The 13,248-nt window shown below is 49.3% G+C and carries 9 protein-coding genes and 1 pseudogene; 4 read left to right on the plus strand and 6 right to left on the minus strand.

Annotated elements, in window-relative coordinates; genetic code table 11:
* Positions 1 to 110 precede the first annotated feature (110 nt).
* A complete protein-coding gene (locus FXF61_RS07350) occupies positions 111 to 554 on the plus strand; it encodes a hypothetical protein (RefSeq protein WP_151184658.1) in 444 nt (147 codons plus the stop codon).
* A 251-nt stretch (positions 555 to 805) separates the two neighbouring features.
* Here the strand turns inward: FXF61_RS07350 and FXF61_RS07355 are convergent, their stop codons facing one another.
* The 4 genes and pseudogenes from FXF61_RS07355 to FXF61_RS07370 form a co-directional block, all read right to left on the minus strand.
* The gene (locus FXF61_RS07355; RefSeq protein WP_151183574.1) at positions 806 to 1,783 is read right to left on the minus strand and encodes an IS5 family transposase; all 978 of its coding nucleotides are present in this window, start codon (positions 1,781 to 1,783) and stop codon (positions 806 to 808) included.
* Positions 1,784 to 2,134: 351 nt separating this feature from the next.
* Complete coding sequence (cls, locus tag FXF61_RS07360) at positions 2,135 to 3,592, minus strand: cardiolipin synthase (protein WP_306108668.1); 1,458 nt, start codon at positions 3,590 to 3,592, stop codon at positions 2,135 to 2,137.
* 178 nt (positions 3,593 to 3,770) lie between these two features.
* Positions 3,771 to 4,937: a phosphatidylserine/phosphatidylglycerophosphate/cardiolipin synthase family protein gene (locus FXF61_RS07365; protein ID WP_151184660.1), complete on the minus strand. Its 1,167-nt coding sequence runs from the start codon at positions 4,935 to 4,937 to the stop codon at positions 3,771 to 3,773.
* A gap of 165 nt (positions 4,938 to 5,102) precedes the next feature.
* A pseudogene (locus FXF61_RS07370) lies at positions 5,103 to 7,510 on the minus strand (xylulose 5-phosphate 3-epimerase).
* A 109-nt stretch (positions 7,511 to 7,619) separates the two neighbouring features.
* On the opposite strand from FXF61_RS07370, the gene FXF61_RS07375 reads away from it, so the two are divergent.
* Positions 7,620 to 9,047: an MBL fold metallo-hydrolase RNA specificity domain-containing protein gene (locus tag FXF61_RS07375; protein WP_151184661.1), complete on the plus strand. Its 1,428-nt coding sequence runs from the start codon at positions 7,620 to 7,622 to the stop codon at positions 9,045 to 9,047.
* A gap of 9 nt (positions 9,048 to 9,056) precedes the next feature.
* Complete coding sequence (locus FXF61_RS07380) at positions 9,057 to 10,133, plus strand: LOG family protein (protein ID WP_151184662.1); 1,077 nt, start codon at positions 9,057 to 9,059, stop codon at positions 10,131 to 10,133.
* 55 nt (positions 10,134 to 10,188) lie between these two features.
* Here FXF61_RS07380 and FXF61_RS07385 read toward each other — a convergent pair whose 3' ends face one another.
* Positions 10,189 to 10,944: an SDR family oxidoreductase gene (locus tag FXF61_RS07385; RefSeq protein ID WP_151184663.1), complete on the minus strand. Its 756-nt coding sequence runs from the start codon at positions 10,942 to 10,944 to the stop codon at positions 10,189 to 10,191.
* Between the two features lie 206 nt (positions 10,945 to 11,150).
* On the opposite strand from FXF61_RS07385, the gene FXF61_RS07390 reads away from it, so the two are divergent.
* Positions 11,151 to 11,906: a YggS family pyridoxal phosphate-dependent enzyme gene (locus FXF61_RS07390; RefSeq protein WP_151184664.1), complete on the plus strand. Its 756-nt coding sequence runs from the start codon at positions 11,151 to 11,153 to the stop codon at positions 11,904 to 11,906.
* Between the two features lie 144 nt (positions 11,907 to 12,050).
* Here the strand turns inward: FXF61_RS07390 and FXF61_RS07395 are convergent, their stop codons facing one another.
* Complete coding sequence (locus tag FXF61_RS07395; RefSeq protein WP_151184665.1) at positions 12,051 to 13,226, minus strand: MFS transporter; 1,176 nt, start codon at positions 13,224 to 13,226, stop codon at positions 12,051 to 12,053.
* Positions 13,227 to 13,248 lie beyond the last annotated feature (22 nt).

Consider the following 13,248-nt stretch of genomic DNA (forward strand, 5'->3'; position numbering starts at 1 on the left):
CATAAAGCCACAAAAAATAATAACAAATCTGATTTATTCATGTATTATCGCACCCTAAAAATACAATCCAGTATTTGCAATATCACTTCAATTACTCAACAGGGATCGTTATGTTCATAAAAACACTTCGTTATGCATCAACCATTATCATTATTACTGCAACAGCTGGCTGTGCAAGCATTGTTAGTGAATCTAACTATCCAGTTAGAATCAACTCAACACCAGCTGGCGCTGGATACGATATTGTAAACAAGAAAGGAGACATGGTTCACTCTGGCGTTACACCTGAACAAGTAACACTTAAATCAGGATCATCATACTTTAGTGGTGAACGCTATCAAGTAACCTATATTAAAGAGAATTATCAGCCCAAAATAGCAACCCTAGACACATCAGTAGATGGATGGTACTGGGCTAACTTAATATTTGGTGGGTTGATTGGCATGCTTATTGTTGATCCCGCTACAGGCGCAATGTATAAACTACCGGAAAGCACAACGACCAGCTTAAAACCTTTGCCAGTTGTAAGTAGCACAAACTATACAGAGCAATGATTTTTTATTGGTCTAGCCTAGACAGCCTTCAAATACAGTTCTGGTTTATCTATGAGCTGTATTTGAAAATATGTAGATATATCATATGAAACTTTAGGAAACGCTGAATAAAACCAATCAAACCAGCCAATCCATGCGGATTTAAAATTCAGCTCTTAAATTTCAACTTCAGGGCCATAAATAACCTTTTTATCAGCAGTTTTACCCGTTTTTGCTGCTTTTACCGGCAGCTTACCGGTTTTTAGGCGGATTTATCCCGCCAACGGCATACATCGCTTCGACAAGAACAGGTTTGCCAAGGCAAACAGGCTATAGAGATGGGCTGTGTTTTTCGCCAAGCCACGGTAGCGAGTCTTGCGGTGACCAAAGTGCACTTTGACCCAGTAAAAGGGATGCTCAACCTTGGCGCGTATCCGGCTCTTTAATTTTTCGATTTTGTCAGCCAGTTGACCTTCTTCTGTGCCGCTATCGCGCAGCTTTCGACGCTTTCCATGGCGCATGGCTACCACCCACTCCACATCTTTATCCTTATTTTCTTCCCGTTTGTCAGCCCCCAGATAACCAGAATCACCGTATACCTGCTGTTCCTCGCCGTGTAGCAAAGCATGAGCTTGGTTCACGTCGTGCACGTTGGCCGCAGTGGTGACCAGTGTGTGCACCAAACCGCTAGCCGCATCAACACCGATGTGAGCTTTCATGCCAAAGTAATACTGATTGCCTTTCTTAGTGGAGCGCATTTGCGGATCACGGCTTTTACTCTTATTCTTGGTGGAAGGTGGTGCGGCAATAATTGTAGCGTCAACCACCGTGCCTTCCTTGAGGTACAAGCCCTTGCTCGCCAGTTGGTAATTGACCGCAGCAAAAATTTGTTGAGTCAAGCTGTGAGTTTCCAGCAGACGACGAAAACGCAACAAAGTGGTCGCATCCGGCACGGCATCACGCCCAAGATCAATATCCATAAACAGCTGAATTGCTGCGCTGTCATAAACGGCATCCTCAGTTCCTTCATCGGAAAACCCCATGACCTGCTGTAGGATGTACATACGTAACATGCGAGAAAGCCCCATAGTCGGACGACCTCGTTTGCCGTCAGATTTCGGATAGTACGGCTCAATCACTGATTCCAGAACAGACCAAGGCACCAGAGTTTCCAGGTCCATCAACAGTCGATCCCTACGGGTTTGCTTCTTTTTGCTGACGAACTCGGCTTCGGCGAAAGTGATTTGCATGACTGTGGACTCGATACTAATTACGGATTGGACTATTTTACCAAAGGCTGCAGCCCGCTTGGGGTTTGTTCAGTGTTTCCTTTAAGATCTATTTGCATTTAAATATAAAACAGCACTCATCCTATACCCCCAAGCAAGATGTACTGTATGGGCCCCCTAGACTTGAGCTTTATTCACCAAGTTAGTCAGTAGCATTAAAGCTCATCAATTTTCAGGTCTGGCTATGCTTTCTTTAGGCAGAAGTTTTTTAACGAATACTGATCCTTTACACACGCTCATAAGCTCAATATTTAAATATGAGATAAAACCAGCATGTGCACACCATAATTTTATCAGCACAGGCACCACCTTCTACAACACCGGCCCAATCGTTGCGATAACGTTATGCCACACTCTGCGATAATAGCGCCAAGCCAACACGGAGGGCAGCAGCACTTGGTCGGACTGCTCGATGTATTCCTGCTGGCGTTCGCTGATGGCTTGAGTGATGGTTTCATCTTGCAGCAAGATATTGTTTTCATAGTTCAGGTCAAAACTGCGCAGATCCAGGTTGGATGAGCCAATCAGGCTGACTTTGCCATCCATGGTTAGGGTTTTGGAGTGCAGCAGGCCCTCTCTGTGTTCATAAATCACGCAACCGGCATCGAGCAACTTACGGTAATAACTGCGGCTGGCGGCGGCAACAATCCAGCTGTCGTTGACCTTGGGGAAAATCAAAGTGACAGCGACACCACGGTGCGCGGCGGCGCATAGTGCTTCGACAACGGTGGCATCGGGGACAAAATACGGCGTGGTCAGGGTTAGCCTGTATTCGGTGCAGGCAAATAAGTTAGAGAATAACTGTGGTGTGGCGCCGCGGCGCTCAGTTGGACCAACACCCATCACTAGCGCAGCAAAGCCGTCTGCAGCAGGTTCAACCTCAAACAATGGAATCTCATCAAGGGACTCGCCGGTAGCCTGCATCCAATCGCTGGCAAATAGCAGTTGGTTCTGCGCCACTACCGGCCCCTCAAAGCGCAGCATAATGTCGATCCATGGGCCGTATTTTTCTTTCACCAAAAACTCAGCATCGGCACAGTTTTGACTGCCGCAATAGGTGACGCGCGCATCAATTACGGTGATTTTGCGGTGATTACGTAAATCAAAACGGCTGGTGATTATCGTATGGATGATGTTGTTGAACGGCAAGGCAATGGCAAGCTGAACACCGGCTTCTTCCATGCGTGTCCATAGCTCAGATTTGATTAATCCACGCGAGCCCAGGCCGTCGGCCATAGCGCGGCAGGTCACGCCTCTGCGTGCGGCTCGAATCAATGCCTCAACAATTGCTGTGCCGGTATGGTCGCGCTGCCAAATGTAATACAGCACGTGGACGTGGTCGGTGGCGGCATCAATATCGGCGACCATACGGGCCAGCGTTTCATCAGCATCTGCCAACAGTTGTGCGCTGTTGCCGCCTGTTGTATGAAAGCCATTAATGGAGCCTGCGTATTGAAATGCGGGGCGGTACACTCGTTTAATCAAGGTGTCGTTAGTACTGCGCTCGCCCATAAACTGCGATGCCTTGGCGCTGATCTCATCAAATATCTCATCATGACGTTTGACTGCACGGTTGCCAATATCAATCTCACCAAACAGAAAATAGGTAATGCTGCCAAAGTAAGGGAATAGGTTTAAGACAACAAACCATGCCAAGCGCCCCGGCGGTGACAGATCATCGCGCAGCAAAATGCGAACGGTAAAGGTCAAAACCAATAAGGCGTGTAGCGTGACAATAATGGTTATGGAGTGATCGGTGATGATGCAAATGCTCCTGCAGGCCTAAGTCTGCTGTGGTCTTATTCAAATAAAACAAAAGGCTAGCTGCTTTTTAGCGTTCTCTCAATGCGCTCGGCAGTGACTGCTCAAGAGAAAATCAATGAAGACGCTATGGCTGAGTAAAACGTTAAGTAAAACAGTATGCATGAGTCGATAAGCCTGTGCGCACTTACTTCCTCATATCCAAAAAGTTAATTACCAGTCGATCCATCCAACCCCACAAGCGTTGGCGGAAACGCTGGATCAATGGCCGCTGTCGCCAAACCTCATCGGTGATTTCAAGGCTTTCAAGAAAGTCCGCTTCAAAGCTGCGTGCCACTTGCTCAAGCAAGCCGGTGTCACGTGCTTCTAAGTTGGCTTCTAAATTAAAACGTAAATTCCAGTGGTCAAAGTTACAAGAGCCGATGCTAACCCAGTCATCCACCATGACCATTTTCAAGTGCAGAAAACGCGGTTGGTATTCAAAAATACGCACACCTTTGCGCAATAGTGCGGGGTAATAGCGCTGCCCAGCCCAACGCACGGGTGGTAAATCAGTATGGCGACCCGTCAGTAATAAGCGCACATCAATTCCGCGCACCGCAGCTTTACGCAAGGCGCGACGAATCGCCCACGTTGGTAAAAAGTAAGGGGTTGCAAGCCAAACGCTCTGGTGTGCGCCCTTAATGGCGCGCAGCAATGATTTTTGAATATTCCGGTGTTGTGTCGAAGCAGCGTAAGCAACACGGCCCTTGCCGATATTAGAAAAGGGCAATGGTGGACTGTCCTGTGTCGGCTCTTGCTTTGGACTATTATTTTGCTTCCAGAAAAAACGTGCAATGCAGCTGCTCCACTGGCTATCAAACATATTTTGCCAGTCACCGACAACGGGGCCCTGCACACGTACCATCACCTCATGCCATAAGCTGGTTGGCGCATCAGGCTGCCAAAACTGATCGGTTAAACCCGCACCACCAACATAGGCCACCTGCTGATCAATAATCAGCAGCTTGCGGTGATCACGGTAGAAGTTTTGTAGGCCACGGGTCCAGCGCAATGGGTTGTAAATACGCAGCTCAATGCCCGCAGCCATCCAGCGGCGGCGCTGCTCGTGCCTGAAGCCTCGACTACCAAAGCCATCAAATAAGCAGCGCACGCGCACACCACGCTGTACCGCCGCCATCAAAGCGACTTCCACGCGATCAGCGCTGTTACCGCTGTGCACCAAGTAAAGCTCTATATCAATCTGCCGTTCGGCAGCAGCTATACGCGCCAGCCAGTCTTCAAAAAAAGCGGGGCCATCAATCAATAATTGAAAGTAGTTACCGGCGCGCCATGGGAAAATCAAACCGGCCATGTTTAATCCTCTTATGCATTATGCGCTGTACTGAGGCCGCCCAACACGGGCGTGCTAAATAGTTGCTGTATATGCGTGCGTTGTATTCAATGCACAGAGGCTTTACCCACAAATTGTGATAAAGCCTCTGTCTCGTCTGTCAGCATTGCTGTGCCACGATGCGCGTTAACGCAAAATCTGCGGGTCGCCTTTGCCAGCGACCGCTGCGGCTTCTTCAATGGTCAGCAAAGCTGTACGCGGTAAGTCTTGCAAGCGCGCACAGGCTGCCAGCACATTGCCCCAGCAGGCGCGGTTAACAAACTGCATACCAAACTCATCTAAAGTACCGCCGCGGTTACGGTAGCCCAGCACATAAGTGCTGTTGGCATCGGGCAAAATGGTCCACAGGTGGCCACGAATCACTTCAGGGCGCATATGTGAGAGCAATACACGCATACGGAAGCGCTCAGGGAACAGTTTCTCAACCAATTCGTCACTGGCTAAGCTCTCAAGCTCCCAGCGGTCACGCGGAGCACGGAAACGACCAGGCTCTTGCATGTAAACCACTCGGTGTCCCATTTCAGCCTCTTCTAAGCGTTGCGCGGCACGCAATACTTGCTCCAGCTGGTAGCTACCATTGGCAATCAGCAACAGCGGATCTTTGCCCTCATATTCTTTAACCACGATGGCACCATCGCGCGCCAACTGCTCTGCTTGTTCTTGATTGAAGTACGCCGGACGCTCAAGTTTAGCGGCAACCACGCAGGCAATGATTCCGCGCGCGCTGTAAATCTGTGGCAGCAATGCCAGCATACTGTTGTGGTCTGCTGGGAACAGCACGCGTGAAACATCATTCATCTCACCTAACAAAGCTTCGCAGAAGGTGGTGTCTTGGTGTGACTGTTGGTTTTTGCCATTTTCCCAAGTGTGTGAGGTCGCCACCAGCGGCCAACCTAACCAACCGGCCGGTCGGCCAACTTCTTTTTGCTGGCGCGCATAAATTAAGTTTTGACGCACAGCTCCCAGCATTTTCACACAGAAGGCTTCATAGCTAGCAACGAGGTTTAAACCGGCTTGGTTGGCTAAGCAGGCCGAAACCACTGCCTCTTCGTTAAGCACAGTAATGATTTTGCCATGCACCGCCTCTAATTCATTTTCTGGCTCACTGACACGGTGACGCAGCGCTTTAAGTACGCCCGTCAGACGGTTACTGGCCAGCTCATCAGGATTACCCACACGTGGGCGCAAATTTGGGTTGGCGGCGACTAAGTCAACAAAATAGCGGTCAATTGCCGCCATAGTTGAGCAGGCATCATCACGGTAATGCAGCTCAGGCTGGACCGGTATTTTCGGATAACGGGTGGCCAGAGGATTATCGCGCTCTAAGGGCCGTACTGGATCATTGTGATTGTTGAACAAGGCTAAGGCTTCGCGCATATCATCTGGGCTGACATACAACGGCTTGACATGGGTGTTGAACAGCTCACGCGAACGCTCGTCAGTATGCGGATTACCTGGCAATGGCAGGTTATGCGCTCTATTTTTGTCATCACCATAAAAACCAAAGCCCTTTGTGGACTCAGCAATGCCGTAAGGAATTGGCAGTGGATAGGACAAAATACCGCTGTTCTTTTCTTGTACACGGCGCTCTAAGCGTTGTTCCATTTCCCACATGGTGCAAACAAATGCAGCAGGGTCACGGCCATCAAACTCAATGGGGTCAAAACCACAGCCACGCAAATGACGTTGAAAACCTTTTAAACCTTCTAAGGTGCCAAGCTCGGTGCGCTGCTCAATGCGGCGACCGTTGGCAATCATAATCGGCAATGCTGGGCCGCAGTCTTCTGCACGCCACCAGCGTGGAATCCAATCACTGCCGCGCTGCTCTTCTGCAGCGCCATCGGATAGAAATGCAATCAATTTCTCACCTGGCAGCGGCATGTGCGCATATTGCAGCTCAGCGAAACCTAAATACCCCCCTCACTGATACCGCCAGCAGTGTATGGGTTCACGTGACTGCCTAAAGGGGCGGCCATCGATCCATCAGATTTGATTGCATAGCTGTAAAAATCTTCAAGCATGCGGTTGATGCCTTCTTCGCCATTACCGTAGGCTTCTTGTTGCTCTGGATGCATATTGCCCAGTAAAACGTTGAGCGCTTCAACCGCAGCAACACTGTGCCCCTGGCCCATCAACCAGCCACGGGTTTCACCGGTCAAAGCATTGAGCGCCATATAAGCGGCATAGCCTGGCACCATATTTAATGAGCCACCGGTGTGCCCTTCGGGTTTAGCTTTAAATTCTTCAGCTGTCAAAGGACTGCCATCGAGGTGGATCTTGTTGGCATAGGTCATATGTACGACAAGAGACATACCCGCCGCAGTAATTTTGTCCAAAGCACCTAGCATACGGTATACAGTAGAGATGTTAGGTTGTTTTCCAGCTTGCACAAGTTGGTGAGCAAGCCGGTACACTGCAGCTTGAGTTTCTGCGCTGTGCTCGATAGGACCATAGCCCTTTTGCCATTGTGCAAACGCTGGCTCAGTCTTAGCATGCTCATTTAAGTCAGCTTGACTTGGCAAAATTTGATGCATATTAATACTCCGTAAACTCAAATGTGGTGCAAGGTGTAGGCAAGGTGTTGAGGTTATCATGATTCACAATCAACTCGCGCTTAACTCACACAGCTCATAAGGAAATTTCATGGCATTACTTAATTTTCTCGGTGCGATTCAACAAGTTACCGGCTCATGCTACCTCATAGAAACCTATGACAAGAAAAACATTCTACTCGAATGTGGCATGCAGCAAGGCACAGATAACGACAACAATCATGACGACAATGATAACGACAGCAAAGGATCAGCTTTTACTTTTAACCCTGAACATATTGATGCGGTGGTGATATCCCACGCGCATATTGATCACAGTGGTATGTTACCGCGTTTAGTTGCCGAAGGGTTTCGTGGACCTATTTTTGCAACCGATGCAACCTGTGAATTAATGGAGCTGATGCTGCTCGATGCAGCGCATATCCAAGAAAAAGACACCGAATGGGAAAACCGCTGGCGCGCGCGTCGGGGTAAAAAAGCCATCAAGCCATTGTATGTCAGCAAAGATGCTGAGCGCGTCCTTAAGCAACGCAAATTCGTCGACTATGAAGTGCTGACGCAAGTTGTACCTGGGGTTAAAGTATCCTTCCATGATGCCGGTCATATCATTGGTTCTGCTGTGGTTAAACTAGAGTTTACTGAGCCCAATGACAGCGTGCGCACTCTAGTGTTCTCAGGCGACCTCGGCAGTACCTGTTCGCCTTTAATGAAGTCACCAGCGATTCTTAAACATGCTGATGTTTTACTGCTTGAGTCCACCTATGGTGACCGTGATCACCGCTGCAATGACGACACCTTGGATGAACTGGTTGGAATTTTAGAACAAGCCGAAAAAGATGGCGGCAACGTTATGATTCCAGCATTTTCTGTAGGCCGCACCCAAGACATTCTATTTCACTTGGGCCGTTTCTATCAGGAAGGGCGTCTACCGCAGCATACAGTGTACTTAGACAGCCCCATGGCCATTCGTGCCAATGACATTTACTACCGTCACCGTGACGATTTTGATGAGTACCATCGTGCAATGCTGATCAAGCATAATATTCACACTGTGCATGACTGGCTGCCTATTTTAAAACTGACGCCAACCCCGCAAGAGTCAATGGCGATTAACGAAGTAAAAAGCGGTGCCATTATTGTGGCTGGCAGCGGCATGTGTAACGGTGGGCGGATTATCCACCACTTTAAACACAACCTCTGGCGCACCGATTGTCATATCATTTTTACCGGTTTCCAAGCCCGCGGCACTAACGGTCGAGCCATTGTAGATGGCGCAAAAACCGTGCGTGTATTCCGTGAAGACATCATGGTCGGCGCACAAGTGCACACATTAGGTGGCTTCTCTGCCCACGCCGGTCAATCACAATTGATTGAGTGGGCCAGTCACTTTGAGAATCATCCTGAGTTGCATTTAATTCACGGCGAACTGGATAAAATGCTGATCCTGCAAAGCGAGTTTAAAAAACGCTTAGATTGGGATGTCAATATTCCAGAATTGGGTGATCGCATTGCTTTATAAGGAGTTGCTATGTCGTTTGAAGATGAAAACTATTTAGCGCGTCAATACCAAGTCAGCAGCCTCGACTTGGACAGTAAAGTCGAAGAACTGCTGCAAATGGCTCTGCCGCCTACCAGCGAAAACTTTGAGCTGTACCGAGAAATGATGCTAACAGTGGCGCGCATGGCCGAAGACGATCGCAACCGCTGGGATGCGAAAATCATGCTGAAAACACTGCGTGAAATGGAGGCTTCTTTCAGCCTACTGGAACGTTTTAAGCGTCGCCGTAAGGTCACTGTATTTGGTTCGGCACGTACTGAGCCTGAAAATCCGCTGTACCAGCAAGCGAAAGAGTTGGGTGAGATCCTCGCACGTCATAATTTGATGGTGATTACCGGTGCCGGCGGCGGGATTATGGCTGCAGCGCATGAAGGTGCCGGCTTAGAAAACAGCCTAGGCCTTAATATCGCCCTGCCCTTTGAGCAAGGCGCCAATGCGACCGTGCACGGCAGCGGCAACTTGCTAACCTTCCACTTCTTCTTTTTACGTAAGCTGTTTTTTGTTAAAGAAGCCGATGCATTGGTGCTCTGCCCTGGTGGTTTTGGCACTTTGGATGAAGCACTGGAAGTGCTGACATTGATGCAAACAGGCAAAAGCCCGATCGTGCCTGTTGTTTTGCTGGATCAAGAAGGCGGCACCTATTGGGATAGAGCATTGGCCTTTATGCGTGAAGAGCTGGTGGATAAGCACTATATCTTGCCCAGTGACTTACGCCTGATGCGCCAAGTGCGCACGCCACATGAGGCGGGTTTAGAAATTGCGCGCTTCTACCGCAACTTTCACTCGACGCGCTGGTTCCGTGACACCTTTGTGATGCGCATGAACCGTCCGCTCAACGAAGGCGCCATGGAAATGCTGCACAAAGAATTTTCAGATCTTTGTGTCAATGGCGGCTATGCGCAAGTACCTTATTGTGCAGAAACCCACAATGAGCCGGAGTTCTGTAACCAGATCCGTTTAGAGTTTGTATTTAATAACCGCGATTTCGGTCGCTTACGCGAAATGATTGATTTTATTAACCTGCCACAAAATTGGGAAAGCAACTAAATAAGGCAGTTGTCTGCGGCTCAGTAAAATGATTACTGAGCCGCAGGGATTTCAGTTAAATAGCAGTCATACCACCATCAACGGCTAAAGCATGCCCAGTGGTAAAGCCTGCGCCTTCGCTGCACAAGTACATAACAGTTTCCGCCACCTCTTCAACACGCCCCACTCGCCCCATTGGGTGCAATTCAGGCATTCGCTGTGCGATCCTTGGATCCATTTCGCAGACGCGCTGATACATTGCTGTATCAATCACCGCTGGACACACGGCATTGACGCGAATATTTTTACGCGCGTATTCAATTGCAGCTGAACGAGTTAAGCCCAATACCGCATGCTTAGACGCCGAATACACCGCCATTTTTGGCGCAGCACCTAAACCGGCAACAGATGCTGCATTGACAATAGCACCCTTGCCTTGCACCAGCATTTGCTGCAACTGGTATTTCATACACAACCAAACACCTTTGACGTTGACATCCATAATCATCTCAAAGGAGCTTAATGAACCCTCATGCACGCGCTGGTTTTCCATCTCAATACCGGCATTATTAAAGGCATAGTCAAGGCTGCCGTATATCTCGACAGTACGGGCAACCAGCTGCTTAACCTGCTCTTCATCGCGCACATCACAGTGAATGAAACATGCCGTGCCACCTGCGTCAGTAATCAGCTTAACGGTTTCTTCAGCGCCTGCGGTGTTGATATCAGCAATCACAACCTTAATGCCACGCTCGGCAAACGCCAGCGCTGTAGCACGACCAATGCCTCGTGCAGCACCGGTAATAAGCGCAACCTGTCCAGATAATTTCATTGGTAACCTCAGTTCTTATTGCTTGGAATAGGCTTTAATTCTAGCCAGCTCAGCGCATGCGCACAGCACTATCACTCTGATTGATATAACATCATTAAAATAATGAGCGCACCATGACATGCGCTGCGTGCAATACACCACACTAAGCCAAGCCTGATAGACTAGAGCGCAAAGTACGACTTATTATGTGTTTATAGGAGACCACCTTGAACAACAGCACCTTTCCACAGGCCGAAACCATCGAGCACATTCGTCAGAACCTAGCCACCGTGCGCCAACGCATTGATCAAGCCTGTGTGCAAGCCGGACGTGATCCTAAAGATGTTCGCCTGCTACCGGTCAGCAAAACCCACTCCGCCGAGTTTTTACGCCTAGCCTACGCAGCGGGCTGTCGCATGCTCGGTGAAAATAAAATCCAAGAAGCCTATCAAAAATGGCAAGACCTTGAAGATCTAACAGACCTCCAGTGGAGCATCATCGGCCATTTGCAAACCAACAAGGCCCGCTACGTTGCGCGTTTTGCCACTGAGTTTCATGCGCTGCACAGCCTGCGTTTAGCTCAAGTTCTCGACCAGCGTTTAACATTAGAAGACCGCTATTTAGACGTGTTGGTGCAAGTGAATACCTCAGGCGAAAAAAGCAAATACGGCATTGCACCAGAAGACGCACCTGAGTTAATCAAACAACTGGGGCAGTTCCCCCGTTTACGTGTGCGCGGCCTAATGACCCTCGCCATGCTCTCAGACGACAGCGAAGCGGTGCGTGGTTGCTTCATTCAACTGCGTGAATTGCGTGACAGCTTACAAGCCATCGCCCCTGAGGGTATGGAGCTAAAAGAGCTGTCGATGGGTATGTCGGGTGACTTTGAGCTGGCTATTGCTGAAGGCGCGACCATCGTGCGTATCGGTCAAGCCATCTTCGGCGCACGCTCACAACCGGACAGTTATTACTGGCCGCAGTGACTCTAAGCTGCAGCAACCTAAACACAGCAACCACAAACAATCGCTAAGCCGTTCTAATCAACAACGGCTTAGCGAGGTTGCCTTAAGCAAGTGCTAAATATTCACCTACGTTGTCAGGGCGAGGCAACATTATTCAGTGCCTTCTTAGCTTTTATCGCTGACCCGCGCGCGCTGATCTGCTAATCGAGCAATCCACCAAGCCACAATAATAATCGGCGGTAACGAAGCAATATTGAGCCACGCCCAGCCCAGCTTATCTACACCCACCCCAGCCAATAAACTACCCAGCGCTGCCGCAGAGAACACCATAAACTCATTGATGCCCTGCACTTTGCCCTGTTCGGCAGGCTCATAGGTAAAGGTCAGCAAATGCGTGGCGCCAATAAAGGTAAAGTTCCAACCGACACCCAACAACAGCAAACCTAAGAAATAATGCCAGTAACTATTACCCAGCACATTGACAAGTACACAGAGCGCCAAAATCGCACAGCCCCAGAGGATCACGCGGCGTGAGCTGTAGCGGCGAATCAAGCGGCCAGTGAAAAACGACGGCACATACATGCCCAAGACATGCCACTGAATCACCCATGCAATGTTGCTAAAAGGAAATTCATCATGCTGCATGGCAATCGGCGTGGCCGTCATTAACAGTACCATCACCGCATAACCAATCGCACCGGATGCCATCGCGGCAATTAATAGTGGCTGTTGAAACAACTCGCGGTAGCTGCGCGTGACCTGCTGCGCTGTACGCTTGAGCGGCGCGCCTAAAGGCAAACTGCTGATCAACAGCAAAGCCAGCACATAGATGACAAACAGCCCATAAAATGCACCAACAAAGGCATTACCGTCGTACCATTGGCGCGACCAAATCGCTAAGTTGGGCCCTAAAATAGCGGCTAATACCCCACCGGCCATTACCATACTGATTGCCCGTGGCCGCTGTTCGACCGAGCAGACATCCAACGCAGCAAATCGATACTGTTGGCCAGTACCAATTGCCATGCCGATTAAAAAAGTACCACTAGCAAAATGCAGCAAACTGTTGGCTTCTAAGCCTTGTAAAGCCACCCAAGTGCCAAACAAACCAATGCAGTTACCAAGAACAAAACCAAATTTACGCCCCATCTTGTGCATCAGATGCGCAGCCGGCAAAGTAGCCATAATCAGGCCAAGAAACTGCAACGCGACCGGCAAGGTAATCAAGGCCGGATGACTGGCCAATTGCTTGCCAATTAAGGCCGAAACAGCCACCAATAAAATATTTCCAGTGGTCAGCAATGCTTGTGCAATCGCTAAGCCCCACACACTAATCGGCACGCAGGCCTCCAGAATTCAAGTT

The sequence above is a fragment of the Pseudomonas sp. C27(2019) genome, assembly GCF_008807395.1.
In the GTDB taxonomy this organism is placed as follows: Bacteria; Pseudomonadota; Gammaproteobacteria; order Pseudomonadales; family Pseudomonadaceae; genus Denitrificimonas.